The organism is Prevotella nigrescens (assembly GCF_031191185.1).
In the GTDB taxonomy this organism is placed as follows: Bacteria; Bacteroidota; Bacteroidia; order Bacteroidales; family Bacteroidaceae; genus Prevotella; species Prevotella nigrescens.
Window position 1 is genome coordinate 1453968 of record NZ_CP133465.1, and the last position, 23490, is coordinate 1477457.

Annotated in this window: 24 protein-coding genes; 9 read left to right on the plus strand and 15 right to left on the minus strand. The window is 40.3% G+C overall.

Annotated elements, in window-relative coordinates; all coding sequences use genetic code 11:
- Positions 1-15 precede the first annotated feature (15 nt).
- The 3 genes from porE to RDV52_RS08435 form a co-directional block, all read right to left on the minus strand.
- The gene (gene porE, locus RDV52_RS08425; RefSeq protein WP_223381148.1) at positions 16-2130 is read right to left on the minus strand and encodes a PorE family type IX secretion system protein; all 2115 of its coding nucleotides are present in this window, start codon (positions 2128-2130) and stop codon (positions 16-18) included.
- Positions 2131-2194: 64 nt separating this feature from the next.
- Positions 2195-4054, minus strand: coding sequence for a DNA topoisomerase 3 (locus tag RDV52_RS08430; protein WP_004366086.1), 1860 nt, complete (start codon positions 4052-4054; stop codon positions 2195-2197).
- A 19-nt stretch (positions 4055-4073) separates the two neighbouring features.
- On the minus strand, positions 4074-4724 hold the full coding sequence (locus tag RDV52_RS08435; RefSeq protein WP_040557017.1) for an HdeD family acid-resistance protein: 651 nt from the start codon (positions 4722-4724) through the stop codon (positions 4074-4076).
- Between the two features lie 138 nt (positions 4725-4862).
- Between RDV52_RS08435 and RDV52_RS08440 the strand changes: the two genes are divergently transcribed.
- Positions 4863-5387, plus strand: coding sequence for a histidine phosphatase family protein (locus RDV52_RS08440; RefSeq protein ID WP_004366084.1), 525 nt, complete (start codon positions 4863-4865; stop codon positions 5385-5387).
- 206 nt (positions 5388-5593) lie between these two features.
- Here the strand turns inward: RDV52_RS08440 and RDV52_RS08445 are convergent, their stop codons facing one another.
- The gene (locus RDV52_RS08445; protein WP_004362219.1) at positions 5594-6466 is read right to left on the minus strand and encodes a hypothetical protein; all 873 of its coding nucleotides are present in this window, start codon (positions 6464-6466) and stop codon (positions 5594-5596) included.
- A gap of 387 nt (positions 6467-6853) precedes the next feature.
- Here RDV52_RS08445 and RDV52_RS08450 point away from each other — a divergent pair, with 387 nt between their 5' ends.
- The 4 genes from RDV52_RS08450 to RDV52_RS08465 all read left to right on the plus strand — a co-directional run bounded on the left by RDV52_RS08450 (position 6854) and on the right by RDV52_RS08465 (position 10482).
- Positions 6854-7579: a glycoside hydrolase family 25 protein gene (locus tag RDV52_RS08450; protein ID WP_004366083.1), complete on the plus strand. Its 726-nt coding sequence runs from the start codon at positions 6854-6856 to the stop codon at positions 7577-7579.
- A gap of 64 nt (positions 7580-7643) precedes the next feature.
- Entirely contained in the window at positions 7644-8897 is a 1254-nt protein-coding gene (locus tag RDV52_RS08455) for a zinc ribbon domain-containing protein (RefSeq protein ID WP_004366082.1), read from the plus strand.
- A gap of 147 nt (positions 8898-9044) precedes the next feature.
- Complete coding sequence (locus RDV52_RS08460; RefSeq protein ID WP_004362222.1) at positions 9045-9593, plus strand: 30S ribosomal protein S16; 549 nt, start codon at positions 9045-9047, stop codon at positions 9591-9593.
- Between the two features lie 460 nt (positions 9594-10053).
- Positions 10054-10482 carry an HU family DNA-binding protein gene (locus RDV52_RS08465; RefSeq protein ID WP_004366081.1) on the plus strand — a complete coding sequence of 143 codons (429 nt, stop codon included), beginning with the start codon at positions 10054-10056 and terminating at the stop codon, positions 10480-10482.
- A gap of 46 nt (positions 10483-10528) precedes the next feature.
- Here RDV52_RS08465 and RDV52_RS08470 read toward each other — a convergent pair whose 3' ends face one another.
- The 8 genes from RDV52_RS08470 to RDV52_RS08505 form a co-directional block, all read right to left on the minus strand.
- Positions 10529-11626 (minus strand): DegT/DnrJ/EryC1/StrS family aminotransferase, encoded by a 1098-nt coding sequence (locus RDV52_RS08470; protein ID WP_050793648.1) that lies wholly within the window; start codon positions 11624-11626, stop codon positions 10529-10531.
- 5 nt (positions 11627-11631) lie between these two features.
- Positions 11632-12576, minus strand: a complete 945-nt coding sequence (locus tag RDV52_RS08475) for a GNAT family N-acetyltransferase (RefSeq protein ID WP_004366079.1) — start codon at positions 12574-12576, stop codon at positions 11632-11634.
- 25 nt (positions 12577-12601) lie between these two features.
- Positions 12602-13012: a sugar 3,4-ketoisomerase gene (locus RDV52_RS08480; RefSeq protein WP_004366078.1), complete on the minus strand. Its 411-nt coding sequence runs from the start codon at positions 13010-13012 to the stop codon at positions 12602-12604.
- A 57-nt stretch (positions 13013-13069) separates the two neighbouring features.
- Positions 13070-14218: a dTDP-glucose 4,6-dehydratase gene (gene rfbB, locus RDV52_RS08485; protein WP_004366077.1), complete on the minus strand. Its 1149-nt coding sequence runs from the start codon at positions 14216-14218 to the stop codon at positions 13070-13072.
- Between the two features lie 35 nt (positions 14219-14253).
- On the minus strand, positions 14254-14751 hold the full coding sequence (locus tag RDV52_RS08490; RefSeq protein ID WP_004366076.1) for a metallophosphoesterase family protein: 498 nt from the start codon (positions 14749-14751) through the stop codon (positions 14254-14256).
- Between the two features lie 7 nt (positions 14752-14758).
- Positions 14759-15385 (minus strand): cytidylate kinase-like family protein, encoded by a 627-nt coding sequence (locus tag RDV52_RS08495; RefSeq protein ID WP_040557015.1) that lies wholly within the window; start codon positions 15383-15385, stop codon positions 14759-14761.
- A gap of 31 nt (positions 15386-15416) precedes the next feature.
- Complete coding sequence (locus RDV52_RS08500; protein WP_004366074.1) at positions 15417-16766, minus strand: MATE family efflux transporter; 1350 nt, start codon at positions 16764-16766, stop codon at positions 15417-15419.
- A 315-nt stretch (positions 16767-17081) separates the two neighbouring features.
- Complete coding sequence (locus tag RDV52_RS08505) at positions 17082-17237, minus strand: hypothetical protein (RefSeq protein WP_155812036.1); 156 nt, start codon at positions 17235-17237, stop codon at positions 17082-17084.
- Positions 17238-17520: 283 nt separating this feature from the next.
- Between RDV52_RS08505 and RDV52_RS08510 the strand changes: the two genes are divergently transcribed.
- From RDV52_RS08510 to udk, 3 genes are read left to right on the plus strand one after another with little or no spacing between them, the layout of a single operon-like run.
- Entirely contained in the window at positions 17521-18567 is a 1047-nt protein-coding gene (locus RDV52_RS08510) for an endonuclease/exonuclease/phosphatase family protein (protein ID WP_040557013.1), read from the plus strand.
- A gap of 1 nt (position 18568) precedes the next feature.
- Entirely contained in the window at positions 18569-19150 is a 582-nt protein-coding gene (locus RDV52_RS08515; RefSeq protein ID WP_004366072.1) for a uracil-DNA glycosylase family protein, read from the plus strand.
- Between the two features lie 4 nt (positions 19151-19154).
- Positions 19155-19787 (plus strand): uridine kinase, encoded by a 633-nt coding sequence (gene udk / locus RDV52_RS08520; protein WP_004362233.1) that lies wholly within the window; start codon positions 19155-19157, stop codon positions 19785-19787.
- A gap of 64 nt (positions 19788-19851) precedes the next feature.
- On the opposite strand, the gene RDV52_RS08525 is transcribed toward udk, so the two are convergent.
- The 3 genes from RDV52_RS08525 to RDV52_RS08535 all read right to left on the minus strand — a co-directional run bounded on the left by RDV52_RS08525 (position 19852) and on the right by RDV52_RS08535 (position 22058).
- A complete protein-coding gene (locus RDV52_RS08525) occupies positions 19852-20169 on the minus strand; it encodes an immunity protein Tsi6 family protein (protein ID WP_004366071.1) in 318 nt (105 codons plus the stop codon).
- 167 nt (positions 20170-20336) lie between these two features.
- Complete coding sequence (locus tag RDV52_RS08530) at positions 20337-21029, minus strand: tRNA1(Val) (adenine(37)-N6)-methyltransferase (RefSeq protein WP_004366070.1); 693 nt, start codon at positions 21027-21029, stop codon at positions 20337-20339.
- Positions 21030-22058 (minus strand): diacylglycerol/lipid kinase family protein, encoded by a 1029-nt coding sequence (locus RDV52_RS08535; protein WP_004366069.1) that lies wholly within the window; start codon positions 22056-22058, stop codon positions 21030-21032.
- A gap of 187 nt (positions 22059-22245) precedes the next feature.
- On the opposite strand from RDV52_RS08535, the gene spt reads away from it, so the two are divergent.
- Entirely contained in the window at positions 22246-23436 is a 1191-nt protein-coding gene (spt, locus tag RDV52_RS08540) for a serine palmitoyltransferase (protein WP_004362237.1), read from the plus strand.
- Positions 23437-23490 lie beyond the last annotated feature (54 nt).

Sequence of the window (23490 nt, forward strand, 5' to 3'; positions counted from 1 at the left end):
TCTCTGTTCAGATGCTTATTGAAAATCGAAATAAACATCGCCTTCGTCTTCCAAACGTTCTTTTTCTTTTGGTTTCGGCGGATTCTTTAGGTTACCTTTCTCATCGAACATACCATAAGTGGTGCGCAGAACTATAAATTCTGTGCGACGATTCATTTGGTTTGCCGTTTCTTGCTTGTCTTTTGGCAATGCATTTATAAACTCTTCTGTTAGTACATCGCCTTCTTTCAGCCATGGATACTTCTCTGCAACTTTCTTACGAATAGTCTTTGGTTTCTCTTTTCCATACCCAACAGGCGACAGGCGTTCGGCTGCAATGCCTTTCTTAATAAGGTAGGTAATCACTGCGTCAGCACGGCGTTGCGATAAACGCTTGTTGTAATCTGCCGAACCTTTATAGTCTGTATGGGCTGAAAGCTCGATAGTAATATTCGGATTCTCTTCAAGAAGCTTCACAAGTTTGTCCAATGCTGCTTCCGATTCGGGTCGAAGTGTAGCTTTATCGAAATCGTAGAAGATGTTGTCAATCAATACAGGTACACGAATGCTTGCCAATGGAAATTGTAACGTGTACTCTTTCGATACCGTAACGGGTTCAACCTTCAGTTCTTCTTTATGATTCAAGTAGCCTTGGCAAGTGGCTAAAACAATGTAATTCACGTTCGGACGAATTTCCTGCTCAAACGAGCCATCTCCTTTTACCGACAATTTTAAGTTCGTACCATCATCGCCCACTAAGAAAACTTGAGCTGCAGGAAGTTCGTAGCCTTCCATTTCGTACACCCAACCCTTTATTGTTTGTATAACTTCGGGCAACTCAAAGCTATAAATGTGGTCCCAACCACGAGCATCTCCACGGTTAGATGAGAAGAAACCGCGGTTGTGTTTCCCTTCAAAAGTCATACCGAAATCATCTCCTTGCGAGTTTAATGGGAAGCCTGGGTGCTCTAAGTGGTAGCGTCTGTCTTTGCCAACTTTGGCAATAAATATATCTAAACCGCCCAAACCGCCATGTCCGTCTGACGAGAAATACAAATCACCATTAGGGCGGAACGTGGGGAACATTTCGTTGCCGGGTGTGTTAATGGGTGCACCAAGATTTTCAACTCCACCAGTTGTACCACCTATGAGGCGAACTCGCCAAATATCGAGTCCTCCTTTACCGCCTGGCATATCGCTGACAAAGTAGAGCCAGTTGCCGTCTGGTGATAGAGCGGGGTGTGCAAAGCTTGATAAGGTGTCTCGGGTAATCTCCAACTTCTTGGGCTTTCCCCACGCTGCATCAGAGCGATTGCTTACCGCTATTTGTGCAAAGCGAGGATAAGTAGGGTCGGTAAGACATTGTGTGATATACATTTCCCGTCCGTCGACCGAGAAAGCGGGTGTTCCTTCATCAGCTTCAGAGTTCAATCCGCTTTCTATCGTGTGTGGAATCCCCCATTTTCCTTTCTCGTCTTTCTCACTAACGAAAATGTCGCCAGGCTTTACGCCTGTTATACCGCTTACTTCATCGCCTTGCGCATCATTGCGAGTGGAGGTAAAATAGAGTTGATTGTATTGGTCTCCGAACAGCATTGGCGAGTAGTCCTGCCTGCGCGAGTTGAACTTATCCATCTTTTTCACGATGTAATAAGAGCCTTTTTCCTTTATCTTAGGTGCAGTAGTAGCAGCTGTCAAACCCTCTTTGGCAATTTCATTATCAGGTATTGAGTCCAAAGCTATATTGTATTCCTTTATCGCTTCTGGGTAAGCACCAGCTTTCATAAGGTTGGCAGCCAGCTTCAAGTGAGTATCTTTATCGTCTTGTTTGTATCTGATAACATTCCGATAGGCTGCAATGGCTCTTTGCGATGAACTGATTCGGTCGTAACATAATGCCATTTTTGCAGCTAACCGTCCTCTTTGCGCGCGGTCCTTTGCAGGCGTACGCTGATAAGCGGTTTTGAATTGTGTTGCAGCATCGTAATATTCACCAATGGCAAGAAACTTTTCACCTTTCTTTATGTTTCTGTCAATACCGCAACTGTGCAGGAACAGAATTGTAAACCATAGCAGGAACAATCCAAAGACCTGCGTATTGCAATGCTTTTGGAACTGTATTTTATTGTTTGTAAATCGGTGTTTCTTCATACTTATATAAAACGTAGCAATGGTAAATATATTGCGATAAGTAGTCTCCCTGTCCTTATTCGCATTATGTTCTTTGTACCACTTCTCCGATTTTTCTGTTGGAGTTGTCGGCAAGCACATCGTTTACGATGTTCGATATTTGTTCTTTCAGCTCGTTAATGAACTGCCCGGCATCGTATTTCTTGTGTTCGATGTCGCGCAACTTCTTCTCCCAGATACCAGTAAGTTCGGCGGAGGTAAGCAGTTTCTCGTGAATAGTATCTATAAGTGCAATTCCTGTTTCGGTTGCAATTAGGTTCTTGCGTTGCCTACGAATATAATTGCGCTTGAAAAGCGTTTCAATAATACCCGCACGAGACGACGGACGCCCAATTCCATTTTCCTTTAATGCTGCTCTTAGTTCCTCATCGTCTACCAATTTGCCCGCTGTTTCCATCGCTCGAAGCAATGAAGCTTCTGTGTAATGCTTTGGTGGAACCGTCTGTTTTTCAGTTAGAGTAGGAGCGTGTTCTCCTTTCTCTCCTTTAACGAATGTTGGAAGGATTTTTTCTGCTGCTTCATTCTTCTCGCTTGATTCCTCTATGACTTGCTTTTCGGTATTCTGCTTGTAAACCATTCGCCAGCCTTCGTCGAGTATTTCTTTACCCGATGCTTTAAATTCTATTTCGTCTACCTTGCCGAGAACCGTAGTTGTAGAAAACTTACAATCGGGATAGAACACAGAAATGAAACGCCTTGCAATAAGGTCGTACACATTTCGTTCTGCATCGTTTAATCCTTGAGGAATTACATTGGTAGGTATAATGGCGTGGTGGTCGGTTACTTTCGATGAATCGAATACACGTTTACTTTTAGGAAGCGGCTTCCCTCCTAAGGGTTTCACCAAATCTGCGTATGGTTTCTTTGCCGCAAAGGTGGCTTGAAACAACGCATTCATTATTTGTGGACACTCTTTGTAAACATCGTCTGTAAGATGTTGCGTATCGACACGAGGGTATGTGGTGTATTTACGTTCGTAAAGACTTTGAATGGTATTGAGAGTCATCTCGGCAGAGTACCCGAACTTGCGGTTACAGTCTACTTGCAAAGAAGTTAAATCGTAAAGTTGCTTGGGTTGTTCGGTGCCTTTTTTCTTTGTTACGCCGGTTACTTCAAAAGGCTTGTTTTCGATTAATGAAAAGGCTTCTTGTCCTTCTTCTTTCGATGTGAATTTGCCTTTTGTAGCTGTAAACTGTGTTTCTCGATAGATAGTAGCCAATACCCAGTAAGGTTCTGGCTTGAAATTGTCTATTTCTTTCTGCCGTTCTACAATCAAAGCCAATGTCGGCGTCTGCACACGTCCTATGGAAAGCACTTGTGCGTTCTTGCCAAAACGGTTGTTTCCATACTTTAATGTGTAAAGACGGGTAGCATTCATACCCAGCAACCAGTCGCCGATGGCACGCGAAAGTCCTGCCAAATAAAGCGGTTCATAGTCTTTTTGGTCTTTCAAATTGGCAAATCCGTTGCGTATAGCCTCATCGGTCATTGACGAAATCCACAGTCGTTTAACAGGACAAGCCACCTTTGCCTTTTGCATTACCCAACGTTGAATGAGTTCTCCTTCTTGTCCGGCATCGCCACAGTTTATAATTTCTTCTGCGTTTTTATACAGACGCTCGATAACAGCAAACTGTTTTTTTATTCCTTCGTCGTCTATCAGCTTTATTCCAAATCTTGCAGGAACCATAGGAAGTGCTGCCAGGCTCCAATGTTTCCAATTCACAGCATAGTCGTTAGGCTCTTTTAGTTCGCACAGATGTCCGAAGGTCCAAGTTACTTGATAACCATTACCTTCCATATATCCGTCTTTAGAACTTGTTGCTCCAAGTATTCGGGCAATGTCACGTGCCACACTTGGTTTTTCGGCAATGCAAACTTTCATACAGTTTTCAAGTTAAAGCTTAGTCTATTATTTCAGCATCTTCAATATTCTCACTCGTAGGTATTTCTGTTCCATTTACAACTTTAGATTCTTCAATTTTTTTATATGCCCGCTTCATTTGGTTTATCTTAATAGTATTTACCAATTCAACCACGCCATAGAACATCAAGCACCAACCAATAATCTTAAATGGCAAAGTAGCAGCTTCTATCGGTTGAGCTATAATGTATATGCCAATGCACAAAGTTATTGATGGGAAAAGCCAAAACAATATAGGAACGCGTGCAAATTGTCGTGAACTTGCGAGATTCATGAATTGATTGACTGCACCTAATATTAAAATTGTAGCAAAGACATAAGCCACCCAGGTAATAAATTCATCTGGCATTAAGGTTAAGATTACTCCTAACACTGTACAACCACCCCCCACGATAGGGAAAATAGGACCATCAGACTTTTTATTGCCTTTGTCGTTCTGCGTTGATGAGGCTTTTAATGCTTTCTCTCGTTCAAAATAATAGACGGTACACGAAATTATACCCGAGATGAAAAACATAATTCCTGCAGCAATTGTTATCCAGGTCATTGTCTCCGACCTATACTTTACTAATAATACACCGATAACAATGGCAACAACTGCACGAATAATAGAACTTTGGATTAATCTCATATTTTTTAGTTTTATCAGAATGAAAGAACTATTGTGTCCTCTCTTCATTTGTTTTGTGCAAATGTACGAAATAATTTAAACTCTATTGCTTAAATATCAAGTTTTTATTATTTTTGCATTGGAAACGAGGTATAGTATATGACTACAATTTATTTAGTAAGGCATGGTGAGACTGTCGATAATGCACGACATATAATGCAAGGACAGACACATGGGCAATTAAATGAGAATGGAATAAACCAGGCAAAAGAATTAAGAAAGAAGCTCGCCGATATACACTTCGATGCATATGTGTCAAGTGATTTACAACGTTGTATTGAAACTTGTAACTGGATTGTTGGAGAGGAAAATGCATCGCATATTGTTAGCACGCAACTTTTACGAGAACGTGATTGGGGAAGCTTTACTGGAAGATATATTCCTGAGCTGGCAAATTTAAATGATCCATCAAAATGGCCTGACGATATAGAAACGTTGGAAGAGTTAAAGCAACGCGCAACACGTTTCTTAGAATGGGTAAAATATAAATATCCTAACAAGACTGTTTTAGCTGTAGGACATGGTATTATAAATAAAGCTATCCAAAGTGTGTTTTATAATAAGCCGATGAATGAGATTGCAGTTATGAAGAATGCAGATGTGCGAATATTGCAGATCAAATAATTCATTTGTTTGTATCATATTCATGTACTTTATTGTACATCGTAGAATAAAAAATAAGAGAGCCCCCATATCACATGGAAGCATCTCTCCGTAAAGTAATCTTCTAATTGTTCTTAATACTGCGACTGTCTTTTGCGTCGCTAAACGAATCTTATAACCTATCAATCATTTATATATATTATATGAGTTATAGTAAGTGGTAAGACCTATCTATGTCCACCAAAACGTGAATTTCCATTGAATGAACTACCAAATCCTCTGCCAGGTATATTAAATGGGCGACTGTTATTTCTTGATGGAGTAAACGATCTGTTTGGTGCCGGACGAACAGAAGTTCCTCCAAAACTTCTACTGCCACCAAAGGTACTTACACCTATATCATTTCCAAAACGATTTGCTCCTCTTGACACAGTTGTTCGTGTAGAACTCCTCCGTGGAGTATTATCGAGACTATTGTTCTTATTATTGCCAAAGTTTCTTTCTTGTTGATTGCCGAAGCTCCGAGTTCTATCTGTCTGTGGAATATTATTATTTACATATTGATATCCTTGTCTGTATATTCCGCGTTGATAGTTGTCGCGCATACCTAAATATCGTCCTCTATCGTTATAACTTACGTATCTGCGACCATTATACCAGCTACGACCTTCATTCATTTGCCAGCTATGTCCGCCTCTATAAACGGCATAAATGCGTGGGCGACCGAAATAGAAATAATCACGACGTGGATATCTTGCATAAACACTAAGATGCCAATAACCTGCGTCCCACCATAATGGGCGATAGAAATAAGACGCTTCTACAAAAGAACGATATTGCCAATCCAACAAGATATAGCTTAAATCGAGATTTCTATGTGTCCAATATATGCCAAAGAGATCATCTGTTGTCTTTATACTCATTAAATAGTCCAAGTTCACTTCGAATGCAGCCTCGTATTGTTCTTCAGTCAGATTAAGTTCGTATGCCATCTTATCTGTCAAGAACAATGCTTGCGAACGAGCATGCTCGTAGCTCATTGAATATACCGAGCCAATTATTGTGAACAGCGCTATAAAAACTAATATATATTTCTTCATACTCTCTTTCTTCTATCGTTACATAGCTTGGTAATACCTATGCTTTGATGATGCAAAGGAACAAACTTTTACTTGTTCGAAGAAAGGATTTCCCCTAATCAATAGGGGATTTTCCCTAAACCTGAAGTAATCTTACCTTTAAATATGAAATATGAATGAACTCTATGCAATTTATTGTCATCATATTTTCATTGTATTTCGCTGAATAGAACCGCTTAAACTACGAATAATTATATTTTTAAAATTTGTAATTACAAAAAAGAAAGTTATAATATAAAAGTCAGAAGAATATAATTACATGTAAAATAATACTAAAATTATTAGTAAACGATTAATTAAAAGATGTACTGTTTTCACATATCAATTATAAGTCGTAACTTTGCAGCTATGAGCAAGAAAAGATATATTTTTGTTTTCTTATGGATATTCTCATTTATAGGAGTCAAGGCGCAATATAACATACAATGCGAGGATACATGCGACCATGTGCATGGTTTGGATATGAGCCATTATCAAGGGGACGTGTGGTGGGAGACCGTAGCTACAAATAGTAATCATAAGTTGAATTATGTTTATTTGAAGGCAACTGAAGGAAGTTCACTGATAGATCAAAGATATTATGAGAATATACAAGCTGCCAAACGTAACGGCATGAATGTGGGTTCTTATCATTTTTACCGTCCACAAGTTTCACAAATTGAACAGTTGCAGAACTTTCGGGCACAGTGTCGCCCGCAAGATCAAGACTTAATTCCTATGGTGGATATAGAGACGACTGGCGGACTGAGTGATTATGCGTTGCAGGATAGCTTGTTGAAATTCTTAGATTTAATGACGAAAGAATATGGTGTCCGTCCATTGGTCTATACATATACGAACTTCTATAATCGTCATCTTATGGGTTCATTAACAGGGTATAAACTTTTTATTGCGCAGTATACAGCTCGGGAACCAGTATTAAATGACGGTCGCGATATTTTTGCATGGCAGTATACAGGTAAAGGATATATTAATGGTGTACGAGGCTATGTAGATAAAAGTCGATTAATGGGACGACATAGTATGCGAGAAATTCGGTTTCCACGACGAAGAACGAATATACGTTATTATTAATAAGAGTAATCGATATAGAAGAATTGATTTACTGACAGTATCGTAATTTAAAAATAAAGTAGCAATGATTATAAAATGTCCTGAATGTGGACATCAAGTCAGCGATAAGGCACCAGTTTGTCCAAGTTGTGGAGTAGAGATTGCAGGACATCTCGTCAAATGCTCCTATTGTGGAGAAACATACTTAAAAGAAGATGTGGTTTGTCCGAACTGTCATCGTTCCGGAACAACAAATAGCAATGAGAATGAAGACGATATAAAAGAGAATGTCGTAGCGGAGGAGACTAAGAATAACGAACAAGAGTTCCAGGAAAAGTCTCTGCCAACAGAACTTGTTGTCTCTGCTGAACCTGTAGTAGAAGAAGCTCGTCCGAACTCTGTCCAAGAAACTTTAACGGAAGAACCACTTTCTAAGGAGAAAGGAATACCGGCTGATGGCAATGTTGTACGCCCTGAAGTAAGAAATAGTCACACGCCTCTTTTTGTCTCTTTACTTATCGCACTCGCAATATGTGCCACGCTTCTGTTTTTCTATAAAAGAGGTAATGACAATCATGAGGCTGATGAATATAAAATAGCACTGAAAAGCAATAACCGCCAGGTAATGGAACAATATCTGGAAGATTATCCTGACGCGCCATTAATGCATATAAATAGCATAAAAGGTTTACTGAAGCAGACACAGCAAAGTAACGATGAATGGGCTCATGCCAATCAGCAGAATACCATAGCATCGTACAAGGCGTATCTTGAAGCTCACCCTAATACGCCTTATAAGAATGAAATTCGGAAAAGAATAGAAGAACTTTATTGGAACGAAGTTGTAAGTTCAAACACGGAAGCAGCCTATTTGGGGTACAGAGAGAAATATCCTAATGGAATTCATGCTAAGGAAGCCGATGAGAAATTAAAGGTAATGCTCGACAATACATCTTCTCCCGACGAAGAAAAGGCTGCAGCAACTCTTGTACGGCAGTTCTTACAAGGAATAAACAGTAAGAGTACCTCTAAGATACAAGAAGTAACGGCATCTTCATTCAGTTTCCTTGGTGGAGATGGCGCAACTGTAGCAGACGTATCCAAATACATGCGTGAAAAGCTCTACCAAGCTGATGTAAAGAATATAACATGGAAACTTGGAACGCCTTTGAATGCGACAACCGATAAATCGGAAGACGGTTCCGTTGTACAGAAGATAACTATTCCTGCTCGTTTAGAAATAGAACGTGAAGGAGGAAAAGGTACAAATAAGTTTACGATTAAGGCACAAATGAAAAATGGGAAAATAACTGCCATTAATTGGATACAACAAAAATGATAGAAGGCAAAAGGAGTGAAGGTTAGTCATAAAATATGATATAGTCGGCTGATTGTTTGGTAACTTGAAAAGAAAGATGTAATTTTGCAGCGCTATTACGAGATGATAGCATAAAATTCAAACCTAATTATAAAATTAAAACAAATTATGGCAACAAAAATCAGATTGCAACGCGGAGGTCGTAAAGGCTATGCCGTTTACAGAATTGTAATTGCAGACGTTCGTGCACCACGTGATGGTAAATTTACTGAAAAGATTGGAACTTATAACCCTAACACCAATCCTGCCACAGTAGATTTGAATTTCGATCGCGCTTTATATTGGGTCGAGACAGGCGCACAACCTACCGACACTGTTCGTAACTTGCTTAGAGGAGAAGGTGTTTATATGATGAAGCATCTTCGTGGCGGTGTTAAGAAAGGCGCATTCGACGAAGCAACATGTCAACAAAAGTTTGATGCATGGAAGAAAGTGAAGGACGCTTCTAAAGAAACATTGGAGAAAAAGACTGCCGATGCCAAGAAGGCAAGTGCAGCAAAGAATCTCGAAGAAGAGAAAAAGGTTAATGAAGCTATTGCGAAGAAAATAGCAGAGAAGAAAGCAGCTGCAAAGGCTGCAGAAGAAGCTGCAAAAGCTGCAGAAACAGAGGCTGCTCAAACTGAAGCAACAGAAACAGAAGCACCTGCTGAAGCCTAATCCATTCAGCGCAACTAAAAGACTGTAAATCTTGTATTCAGGATTTACAGTCTTTTTTATATGTATGCCCGACATGAGCATTGTCTGACGAGTGTAGCTCCTGGGCAAGTCCTCTTTTGCTCCACCTTTTGGTTCTTCACAATTACTTGTAAGAAGTTTCTCATTCTGCAGGGCATTCTCCTGTGTAAGGCATTGTCAATCCTGAAGCATTAGTATCTGTAAATGGCAGTTGATATGCTTATATAGATGTTTATTAACTCATTATAAAGCGTCAATTAATACCCTTATTAGGATATTGACTGATACCCTTATTAGGGTATTGATAGATATCCTTGTTAGGGTATTGATGAACACTCTTGTTAGGGTATTGCCTGATACCCTTGTTAGGGTATTAAGTATAGGGTACAATAAACAAGTAGTGCCATCGTTATATAGGTATAACCATAAACTCTGTTAAAGTATGATAGTATTTGAAGTAAAGTCGAGAAAACAACCAATTGGTAAGCGAAAGGGACAGACTGTTTATTTCGCCAGTGCTTCATCACAGCAACACCTTACGAATAAAAATGTTGTGGCACAAATAGTACGCGAGACATCGCTCTCGGAAGGCGATATAAGCAACGCCCTTATCAGTCTTGCTACTGTGGTACGCGAGGCTCTCAGGTCCGGGTTAAGTGTAGATTTAGCCGACCTTGGTTCGTTTCGTCTTATCGTACCGGCGAGCATGGTAGACAGTGAAGACGAGGTTACTACTGAAACTTTGAAAACACCTAAGATTATCTTCACGCCAAAAAGGGCTATGCGTGATGCTGCCAAATCTGTGGAGCTTCGCATTATGAAGAAGAAGAGGAAAGTAAGTAAAAGAGACAAAGGAGAAGAAGGACTGTAGTGTAGCTTTTCGTCTATATTTAAGGAACAGAAGTTTGTCTTCTAAACTAAACGAAGTTGTTCAGCAGCGTTGCGATTTGTTCTGCATCACCTAACGACATTGTTTGGTTGCAAGGAATGGAAAGTTCTTCCCGATGGATACGTTCTGTCAGTGGGAATGAAAGAGCATTCCATTCCTTGTATGCTTTTTGTTTGTGGGGTGGAATGGGATAGTGTATCATCGTCTGCACACCATTCTTCTTTAAATATTCTTGCAGTCTGTCGCGTTCAGTGCAGAGTATTGGGAATATATGATAGACGTTATCACGGTTTAAAGCTGTAGGAATGGTGATGCACTCGTTCTTTATATGCTGTTCAAAGTAATGGGCGATTTCTTTTCTGTGTGCATTATCTTCATCGAGATACTTTAGTTTCACGCTGAGCACGGCAGCTTGTATTTCGTCCATACGGCTGTTTCTGCCTTGATAGTCGAATACGTATTTGTGGCTCGAACCATAATTGCCAAGTGTACGGACTGCTTCGGCGAGCTCCAAGTCGTTAGTGGTTACAGCACCTGCGTCGCCCAATGCGCCAAGATTCTTGCCTGGATAGAAACTGTGGGCAGCGGCATCGCCAAGGCTTCCTGTATGTTTGCCGTTGTAGGTACAGCCGTGTGCCTGCGCATTGTCTTCTATCAGCTTTATTTTATGTTGCTTGCAAATATTGCTAATCTTTTCTGTATAAGCACAACGACCATATAAATGCACGAGCATAATGGCACGCGTGCGGGGCGTAATTGCTGCCTCTATGCGGTTGTCGTCTATTTCCAGCGTTGTAATATCGGGTTCTACGAGTACGGGTGTAAGGTTGTTTTCGGTTATTGCCAATATGGTGGCAATGTAAGTGTTGGCAGGTACGATTATTTCTTCGCCATCGTGAAGTTGCCCAAGTTCTTTGTATGCACGTAGAATAAGGTGCAATGCGTCAAGTCCGTTACCACAACTGATGCAGTGTTGTGTACCAATGTAGGTGCGGTAATGCTCTTCAAAACGTTGAACAGCAGTGCCATTAAGATACCAACCCGATGCCACGACGTCCGAAATCGCCTTGTTTATTTCGTCTTCGTGCATCGCCGTGATGCGTTTGAGTGATAAATATTCTATCATAAGACTTATATTTTCCATTCGTAAGTGTCGTAACAGACACCTCGTCCGCCAAATCCTTCTTTCTGATGGATAAGCTGTTGGTTCAGCACAGTGCCACTTGCTCCAGTACTTTTGCCAAAGTCGAAATAGCCGTTTCTGCCCTTATACACTTTGTTTATTATATGGTCGAACAGCAAGTCCAGTGCTCCCATTTTCTTCCCGTCGGGCGATGCCGAGATGTATTGTGTATGAACAACGTTCGGTGTCTCGTAAATGAGCGTGCCTCCTAATGGCTCGCCGTCGGTTGTTGTAGCCATATAAAGTTTTATTTCCTTTGGGAAGCGACCCTTTAAGAGCTGTAATTCCGCTAAGGAATGTACAGGGTGAGCATTGTATTTGGCAGTTAGATTGTTGTTGAGGATATTCCAGAATGCTGCTAAATCCTGACTCTCTCCTACGAGAATGCCGTTTCTGATAGCTTTCCGAATACCGCTTTTGCGGCTTTCGGTAAACTTTCGTACATCGTGGAGGCTGAACGACGATGAAATATCGCGGCTGACGAGTTGTGCGTGGCATACATTGGTAAGTGCGTAGAGGTCTTCTTCGGCAGGAATACGGTGGTAAATCCAAGGAATGGCTTTGTAAACCACTTGCTTTATACCCATTTCCTTGAGCAAAATGTCCAGTTCTGAAAAGATATTGCATACCTTTCCAGCCGTCATTCTCTCCGTAGTGAGTAATCCGCCATAGGTAAGTCCCTGATGAGAATATAAGATGTCGCCTTTCCGATTGGCAGATAATGCAGCAGCGATGCGCCCTTTCTCCATTATAAGAAACGAACAGTCGGCAAACCTATCAGCGTGATAGTCCATATAGTTGCGATTGAAAAGAAATGTGCCTTGCTTAGAAATGGTTACAAATTCGTTCCATTTCTCTGCATCATCAAGGTTATATTGTTTAATTTCAATCATATGAACCAGTCTTTTATTATTTTTCTTATTTGGTTTTACTGATGAATTTTAAGTACTCATCGTATTCCCTGATGTAGTCGTCTTCGTCAAATGGATCTTCAGCGAGTACCAAACAGACTGCACCAGAGGAGAAATCTTCGAGTGTTCGCCATGTGTCTGTATTCACAAGTAAGCCTTGGTAGGGGTGATTGAGCAAGAACGACTCTTTTTCAGTGCCGTTATCAAGTGTGACGGTGAAAGAACCGTTTGCTGCAATAATAAACTCACGGCAATGTTTGTGCGAGTGTCCACCACGATTCTCGCCCCCTGGCACATCGTAGACCCAATAAACGCGCGAAATATTGAAAGGAATGTCTTTCATTTCTTCTGCTACGGTAAGGTTGCCACGGTGGTCTAATCGTTTAGGCAGTTCTATTATCTTCCCTATTTTTGACATACTTGTGAGTTTGAAAACTTCCCCTGACCTGTTTGAGAGGGCAGGGAAAGATTTTATTTATCGGTTTCCGTACATCTTTTCGTAGTACTTCTGATAGTCGCCGCTGGTTACTTCTTCAATCCAAGACTGGTTTTCCAAGTTCCATTTTATGGTTTTCACAATACCATCGGCAAATTTCGTTTCAGGATACCAACCCAATTCATTCTTAATCTTCGTTGGGTCAATGGCATAACGTGCGTCATGACCGAGTCGGTCAGCTACGTGGGTAATCAAATCGTTGTTAATCCACGAGATGTCGATGTCGCCATTCTCGTCTTTAACCTGCTTTTTCAGAACTTTGCGAAGTTCTTTATCTTCTGCCATCATATCGTGAATGGTTTTGATAGTGAGCTTAACAATGTCAATATTCTTCATTTCGTTGTGTCCACCAACGTTGTAAACCTGTCCTACATGACCTTCACGAACCACCATGTCAATAGCTTTGCAGTGGTCTTCTACGTACAGCCAGTCGCGGACATTTAGGCCTTCTCCATATACTGGAAGCGCTTTGCCAGCAAGAATGTTGTTGATAATTAATGGAATTAACTTCTCAGGGAAGTGGTAAGGTCCATAGTTGTTCGAGCAACGTGTAATGCTGACGGGCATGTGATACGTATCATGGTATGCCATAACAAACAGGTCGGCACTGGTTTTACTTGCCGAATATGGGCTGTGAGGGCATAGCGGAGTTTCTTCCGTGAAGTAACTTTCAGTACCAAGCGAGCCATAAACCTCGTCGGTAGATACCTGATGATAACGTTTTCCTTCTTTCCACGTAGGGTAACCCTGTTCGTCTTTGCCCGTAACCCATGCACGGCGAGCAGCGTCCATGAGGTTCTGGGTACCCAATATGTTTACATTCAAGAACAGTTGTGGGTCTTCTATCGAGCGGTCTACATGACTTTCGGCAGCGAAATTCACAAGATAGTCAATGTCGTTTTCAGCAAACAGCTTATCAACCAATTCTCTGTCGCGTATGTCGCCTTTCACAAAGACGCATCGTTTGTTGTCTATGTCATCTTTAATTGTACCAAGATTGCCAGCGTAAGTTAATGCGTCAAGTACGATAATCTTAATATCTTCGTTCACATACTTTTTGTGAAGCAGATACTTAATGTAGTTTGCGCCGATAAAACCAGCAGCACCAGTTACCAAATAAGTTTTCATAAGTTGTTAATATTTTGTTTTTAATCAAATTATTTCTATCTGTTTGATAATGTAATAACTTCACAATCGCTCATTTTATTGCCCTCAATGGTAAGTCTTACAATGGTTCTCTCCTTGTGAAATCCCTGCAAGCCCGCTGCACCTGGGTTAATGTGGAGCAAATTTAATGTTTTGTCGTGCATTATCTTCAATATATGCGAGTGCCCGTCTACGAAGAGATTAGGTGGCGAATAGTAGAGCGTGTTACGTATAGAATGGTCGTATCTGCCAGGATAACCGCCTATATGCTTTAGCAGGACATCAACGTCTTCGCACTTGAAACGCAGTATTTCCAGATATCGGGTACGAATATCGTAGCCATCGCAGTTGCCATAGACTGCCCGAAAGATAGGTTTCATAGCCTCGAACTTGTCTGCCACCTCTAACGAACCAATGTCGCCGGCATGCCAAATCTCATCGCAGTCTTTCAGGTAGAACTCGTATTTCTCGTCCCAATAGGCGTGTGTGTCGCTTATAATGCCAATTCTCTTCATACGGAATTTACTCTATTGACAGCTTCTTTCGTACGAAGCCAGCTATGAAGTCTTTTGTTTCTTCGAGTCCCAGTATGCTTGCGTCCACACAAAGGTCGTAGCTTTCTGCGTGTCCCCATACTTTTCCTGTATAGTAATTGTAATATTTGGCACGTTCGCTTTCTTTATTTTCAATTACTTTCAACGCTTCCTGCGTTGTGCAGCCAAGGCGTTCGCTTACGTGTTTCGCCCTGAAATTGATGTTTGCAGTAATGAAAATGTTGATAGCATCAGGATTTTCGCGTAGCACATAGTCCGCCGTTCTGCCTACAAATACGCATCGTGGATTTTCTTCTGCAGCTTTTCGTATCACATCGCTTTGGAATTGGTAAAGCCCTTCTTGTGAAAAATCGTTTTTATAGAAGTCGTTATTGCCCAAGAGCGGTAGATGGACATGGAAGTGCGATTTAAGAAATCCTCTCTGTTCGTCGTTCTTCTCAAAGAACTTTTCAGAGAAACCACTCTCCTTGGCTGCAAGGTTCAGAATTTCCTTGTCGTAGAACTGGCAATTAAACTCTTCTGCAAGGGCTTTTGCTATGCAGCGTCCGCCACTTCCGAGCTGTCGCCCAACGTTGATTATCAATTTCTTTTCCATAAACGAGAATATATATTGACCAATTTTTATTTCACCTTTCTTTTTTGAATCGTCGTAGGAAGACAAGCATTATCGTTACTGCCACTACCACGGCGATAAAGTCGCTGGTTGGCATTGATGCCCAAACACCGTTGATGCCATAGAAGTTTGGCAGTATGGCAAGTAGGGGCAGCAAGAACAGAAGCTGTCTTGAAAGCGACAAGAAGATACTAATCTTGACCTTTCCGATACATTGGAAGAAGTTCGTGATAACCATCTGGGACCCAATAAGCGGGAACATCATCATGATAATGTGTATCGCCTTGATGGAACCTTTAATGAGTTCCGGGTCTGTTGTAAACATTCGGGCACAATGGTAAGGTGCAAACATTGCCAAAGACCACCCTGTCAGCATGATGCAAACTGCCGTGATAATGGATAACTTCACCACTCGCATCATTCTGTCGTATTGCTGCGCACCGTAGTTGTAGCCTGCAATGGGCTGCATACCTTGGTTGAGTCCGATAACAAACATTACGAAAATCATTGCTATGCTGTTGGCGATGCCGTATGCTCCTACCGCCATGTCGCCACCAAATCTTACCAGCTGATTGTTTATGAAGATGACAATCACACAGGCGCAGGCATTCATCAGGAAAGGAGAGATACCTATTGAAATAATGTTTCTTACGAGATTGCTTTTCAACTTGTATATGCCTCGCTTCAAGTGCAACAGTTCGCTTTTATTGGTGAACAGCTTCATTTGCCAGCAGAGTGCTAAAACCTGCGATATAATGGTAGCGAAAGCTGCGCCTTTAATGCCCCAATGCCACCAGAGAATGAACACAACGTCGAGCAGAATGTTCATACCAACGGTGAAGATAGTGGCAAACATCGCCATTCGCGGCTTCGATGCTGCCCGCAACACAGCGTTCATGCCGAAATACATGTGCGAAAACACGTTGCCTGCGAGTATCACTCGCATGAAGTCGCGTGCATATGGAAGGGTAGCATCGCTTGCACCGAAGAAGCGCAAGATAGGGTCGAGAAACAAAAGACAGATGCCTCCGAATGCCAAGCCTACGATAAGGTTCAGGGTGATGGTGTTGCCAAGAATGTTTTCTGCCGACTCATAGTCTTTCTGTCCTAACTTCACGCTAATGGTTGTAGATGCCCCCACACCTACTGCGGCACCGAATGCCGCTGCAAGGTTCATGAAAGGAAACGTAATGGCAAGTCCAGAAATCGCCATCGGACCTACTACTTGTCCGATAAATACGCGGTCGATAATATTGTAGAGCGACGCTGCCGTCATCGCTATGATGGCAGGCAAGGCATATTGTGCCAGCAGCTTGCCCACTGGCTTTGTTCCAAGCTCTAATGTTGCTTTCTTATTATCCATTCTAAGAAATTATATATGCTTGCAAAAGTACTAAAAAAGTCTGACATAACTTATTATAGAGCAATATCTTTTACTCCTTAATCTTATCTGTACGCTAATCTCAAACAATAGATGATAAATCACTGTAAATAAATCTGTGCAATAATCTTCTTCTTTACTTCTCTCCAATTTGCTGTTCTTCTACATATATTCAGTGCAGGCTCGGTGATAGGGCACTTCCGAATACCTGTCAAAATAGCAACGGAGTTACTCCAATCGTCGCAACGGGGTTACGGCAGTTGTCGCTTCGGGGTTACGGCAATCGTCGCTTCGGGGTTACGGCAATCGTCGCTTCGGGGTTACGACAATCGTCGCTTCGGGGTTACGACAAACATCTTTGCGGAACACCAGTAAATACGGCTGTTTGCTGATGCTGTGGATATCTGTATTTTGATGTTTAAGACACGATGCCTCGTGTATTGATATGTTCATTTGTCTCTGCGCTGTTATTAACCAAAAGAAACAAAATTGAAATGGACAATTAGATATGTTAGCTCTTTATTTTGCACCTTATATAATTGGATTTAGACAGTATTGTGTATGTGTGTAATGGTTTGTAAAAGCAAAAAAGCTTTATCTGGCAGTCATAAATTTCGATAAACGTGCCTTATTATCAGATAAAATCACGATATTTGCAAGCCAAATACCCATTTGTGGTCCAATGTTTACTTTGGCAAAATACTTTATTCGATTAAAAATTCATACAATAATAACAATGAAGAAACATCTATTTTTCTTAATGTTCATGGTGCTTTTGAGCACCACGACAAATGCACAAAAGAAGTATTCGGTTTACGGAGTAGGGTTCTACAATCAAGAGAACCTTTTCGATTATACACACGATGAGGGTAAGAAGGACATGGACTTTACTCCCAACGGTAGGTATAAATGGAATAAAATGAAGTATGAGAGCAAGTTGCACAATATGTCTAAAGTGCTCGCAGAGATGGGCACAGATGTTCTTCCTAACGTTGGGTGTGCTATTATCGGATTGGCGGAAGTGGAAAATGAACACGTATTAAAAGACCTTACAGCGCAACCATCTCTTGCTGCTCGTGATTATAAATACATTCATATTGAAGGACCTGACCAGCGCGGTATTGATTGTGCTTTACTCTATAACCCTAAACTTTTTACGATACACAATGTAAAATTAGTTCCTTATGTTTACGAAAGCTCGACTGTCGATCGCCGTCCGACTCGTGGCTTTCTTACCGTAAGTGGAACTTTGGCTGAAGAGCACGTTGCGGTTATTGTCTGTCATTGGCCCAGTCGTGGTGCAGGTTCATATTTCCGCGAGTTAGCAGGCAAACAGGTAAAATCATTAAAGGATTCGCTTCTGAACGACGATCCTAATGTAAAGGTACTTGTAATGGGCGACATGAACGATGACCCAACCAATAAGAGTATGGCAGAATGTTTATCTGCAAAACCAGACATTAGCGAGGTTGGTGCAGATGACCTTTATAACCCTTGGTACAATATCTTAGTGAAAGAGAATACGGGAACTTTGAAATATCAAGGTAGGTGGAATTTGTTTGATCAAATCGTATTGACACCGAATTTCTTGGATAAAGACAATCAAAAGGATTATTCTACCTTAAAGTTTTGGAAGAATCAGATTTTCCGTCGTGATTATCTATTTCAGGAAGCAGGTAACCATAAAGGCAATATAAAACGAACTACGGACGGTGGTGTCTGGCTCGATGGTTATTCAGACCACTTGCCTGTCGTGCTTTACTTAATAAAAGAGCAGAAATAAAATGGAAATAGAAACTCATCCATTTGAACCATGGCTACCTTCCAATGCTAAATTATTGATGCTCGGAACATTTCCTCCTGCTCCTAAAAGATGGGCTATGGAATGGTATTATCCAAATTACACAAACGATATGTGGCGAATATTTGGAATTGTCTTCTTTGAAGATAAGCTGCATTTTATAGACGAGGCAAATAAGACCTATAAACTGAAAGAGTTAAAACGATTTTTAAAGGAGAAAGGAGTTGCAATCTTTGATACGGCTCTACGAATCCGTAGAACAACTGGGACGGCTTCCGATAAGGATTTGGAGATAGTAGAAACTGCTGACCTTGACAGTATGCTGCGTTCATTACCAGAATGTAAGTCTGTATTGGCTGCAGGGCAACTTGCTACGAAAGTTTTTACCGAACATTACAATATAGATGCCTGGAAGATGAAAATGGGAGAGTATAGACCGTTTGAATTTGAAGGTAGAATGTTAAAATTATATCGTGAGCCAAGTAGCAGCCGTGCCTATCCCATGCGTGTTGAAGAAAAGGCTGCTTATTATAAACAGATGTTTAAAGACACAGAAATACTCTAAATTTATGTCAGAGAAGATAACAATAATCGGAATTGCAGGAGGAACGGGTTCAGGAAAGACTACAGTTGTAAGAAAGGTTGTGGAAGCCTTACCTCCACACCATGTAGCCGTTGTGCCATTAGATTCCTATTATAATGATACCACTGAACTTACGGAGCAAGAACGTAGAGCTATAAATTTTGATCATCCAGATGCGTTCGACTGGAAGCTGCTTATTAAACAGATAAACGATTTGCGCAATGGACTTGCCATAGAACAACCTACTTACAGTTATTTAGCTTGTAATCGTCTGCCTGAGACCATTCATGTAGAGCCGAAACCTGTAATTATTATCGAGGGAATAATGACCCTTCTGAATAAGAAACTGCGCGATATCATGGATTTGAAAGTCTTTGTAGATTGCGATTCTGATGAGCGTCTTATACGTAATATAGAACGTGATATATTAGAACGAGGACGTAACGTATCAATGGTAATAGAAAGGTATCGGAAAGTTTTGAAACCAATGCATGAACAGTTTATAGAACCAACTAAACGTTATGCAGATATTATTATTCCCCAAGGTGGAGAAAATACGAAGGGGATCAATATTCTATGTAGTTATATCCATGGGTTAGTTCCGCAAATAGAAAGATAAGAAAGTCTCTGTCTTCTTGCTTTTATGCGTTATCTCGTAATTGTGTTTTCTTGATAGCGTATAGTTATTCTTCAGGCATTTTATTATAATCGAAAGTGCCTCCGTAGCTATCTATTAGTTTCTGAGCGTATTCGTCAGCATTTTCATCAAAATTTTTCACAGCAACGGCTCCTAACGAATATCTTTTATATAATTCAAATCTGGAGAAAACTTTATTCTCTCCTATAATATTTTGCTTTATGTCGACCAGCTGGTTATAAATTGATGCGTATATTGCAACCTTTGGAGACATTTCCATTAAGTTTTTTGTCTCCTCAATAGCTAAATCTACTATTTCTTTGTAGTATTTTTTTGTTCTCTTTTTATGTAGCCGAATGTACATAATTCTTTCCTTAAATAACGTCCTTTCTATGATAACGTAGAACCTCTCGCAAGATTATAATTATAAGATAAAAATTTATAATTAAAACTTTTCGATTTTATAATAACAACTTTGCAGTTTTATAATTATAAATTTTATAGCTTCTTTTTGGTTTTTTAGGAAAACTTCTATTTAAGATAGAAGTTTTCTGTTATTTCTTTGTACCATTCCGACTTGTTGCCTGTATTGTCTTGCAAGCATTTTGTTGTAAAAAAATACTCTCCTGGGGCTTTGCCTAATTCTACTAAGATGCGTTTTGGTTGCTTGGAAGGAGTGGTTTTTATCAGTACTTTCCTTATAACTGAATAGCCATTTAGAATAGCTTCAGGCTCTACGATACGATAGGATTCAATTGGAAGTATTAATGAAAAATGGCCATCGGGTGTGAGCAATTGGTATGTGCATTTCATCAAATCATTGAAAGGTAAAGCATCTGTGTGTCGTGCAATAGTTCTGTTATCATCGTTATTTTTTAATGAGTCTGCAAAATAGGGGGGATTACAAACAACAGAGTCATACTTTTCTCCGCTTTCTGAATATGTTTTCAGTGAACAATGCTTCACTGTTATTTGTTTGGCAAAGGGTGAGCACAGTACATTTTCTTTCGCTTGTACGACAGCACTGGCATCGATTTCGATGGCATCGATGTGGGCATCGGGAAACCGTTGTGCCATCATCAGCGCAATCAGTCCGGTTCCTGTACCAATATCGAGAATATTTTTTCCGCCCATGGCCCAGCTTCCTAATAAAACCCCATCGGTACCAACTTTCATGGCACACTTGTCTTGCTCAATATGGAACTGCTTGAAAGTGAAGTCCATTTAAATATTAAGTTTTCGTAAAATGGTTTTGTTTAGAGCCTGGACCCTTCTGCTCTGTCTGTTTAAATTTGAACGAATTAAATCGATATTCGAGAACAATAGGGAAAAAGAAGTCTGTATCATGTTGGGCTTCCGCTTGTATTTGTGATCCGTCGGATTGACAACAACCTTAATTCCGCGTGGTATAATCTTAATGTCAATATCCGTCCCCGCCATTGTAGGATCGCCATCGAAGTGTATTACGCCTTCTTTCTTTCTTTGGATATGAATATGCTTTGCCTTGAATGTTTTTATTTTGGAATTCTTGTCGAGTGTCTTGTTAAACATTTCAATTGCCACCTGCGGTGCATCGAGAATATTGAAAGGTTCCATAATAATAATATCTAACAATCCGTCGCTCATTGAAGCTTGTGGAGCGATATAGGCATTGTTACCGTATTGTGAAGCATTTGCTACCGAAATAAGGAATGCTTTGTAATTATGAGCCCCTTCATTATCTTCAATATGGTATGTCTCGGGCTTGTATTTTAAACCTTCTTCCAAGACTTTCTGAACGTATGTTATAACGCCGCGTTTGCCTGCTTCAGCAAACTTCATTGAAATAAAAGCGTCAAATCCCATTCCACAAGTACAGAAGAATGGCATGTCGTTAATCATTCCATAATCTAAATCGTGGATACACGCTTGGTTTAATATCTGGAGACTCCTTTTTACATTTACCGGAATATCTAAATGTCGTGCCAATCCATTGCCAGATCCTGCTGGAATAATGCCCATTGCAGTATTTGTATTGATGAGTGCCTTGCCTACTTCGTTTACGGTTCCGTCTCCTCCAACTGCAACGACAATAGTAAAATTATCTTTTACAGCTTGTTGTGCTAATTTAGTAGCGTGTCCTGCATATTCTGTATTTACAATCTGATAATTGAATAACTTTTTATCAATACAGTTATCAATTATTTCAGGAAGAGATTCTTTTTTGCTTACTCCCGATTTAGGATTTATAATGAATAAAACTTTCAACTTCATATATTACTCTTTGTTTCCTTGAGAGAATCAATTGACAAAAGTACATATTAATCAATATTCTTCTATTGTTTTATAGTGAAAAAACTTTAATTTGTTAATCCATTAATAATTAATGCAATATTTCAACAAAAAATTGTATCTTTGCAGCCTAAAGAAAAAGTAGTTTTATGCTACACCTAATTTATATATGGGACAGTTACAAGAAAAATACAAGAGTTACCGTGATCCGCAGAAGTTCATGAAAATGGGTGTGTATCCATATTTCCGCGAAATCACAAGTAAGCAAGGCACTGAGGTAACCGATATAGACGGACATCATATTTTGATGTTTGGTTCTAATGCTTACACTGGTTTAACGAACGATCCAAGAGTCATCGAAGCAGGTAAAAAGGCTTTGGATAAGTATGGATCTGGTTGTGCTGGCAGTAGATTTCTGAATGGAACACTCGATTTACACGTACAGTTGGAGAAAGAACTTGCAGAGTATATGCACAAAGAAGATGTTCTTTGTTTCTCAACAGGGTTTTCTGTAAATTCGGGTGTCTTGGCATCGGTAGTAGGACGTGGTGATTATATTATCTGCGACGACCGCGACCACGCAAGTATTGTAGATGGAAGGCGTTTGAGTTTTGCCACACAGCTACATTATAAGCATAATGATATGGAAGATCTTGAGCGAGTATTGCAAAAAATACCTCAAGAGGCGATAAAGCTTATCGTTGTTGACGGTGTCTTCTCTATGGAAGGAGATCTTGCAAATCTTCCAGAGATTGTAAGATTAAAACACAAGTATAATTGTTCTGTAATGGTCGATGAGGCTCACGGATTGGGTGTTTTCGGTAAGCAGGGTAGAGGAGTTTGCGACTATTTTGGTTTGACAGATGATGTAGACCTTATTATGGGAACATTCTCAAAGAGCTTAGCTTCTATAGGAGGTTTCATTGCTTCAGATAAAGATACCATAAATTTCTTGCGGCATACGTGCAGAACTTACATTTTCTCTGCAAGTAATACGCCTGCTGCAACAGCTGCGGCATTAGAAGCTTTGCACATCATTCAAGCTGAACCGGAACGTCAGGAACATTTGTGGGAAGTTACAAATTATGCATTGCAGCGTTTTCGTGAGGAAGGTTTTGAGATAGGTGATACTGCCAGTCCTATAATTCCACTTTATGTACGCGATATTCAAAAAACATTTATTGTTACAAAATTGGCTTATGATGCAGGTGTTTTCATCAATCCAGTTATACCACCTGCGTGTGCACCACAAGATACACTCGTAAGATTTGCACTTATGGCAACACATACAAAGGAACAAGTTGAGCGTGGTGTTGTAATTCTAAAGAAGATTTTCCAGGAACAAAACATCATTAAATAATGTAGTAAACAATTCACAACGTTTCCTAAATAAAAGAAGGCTTGTAATCGTTGA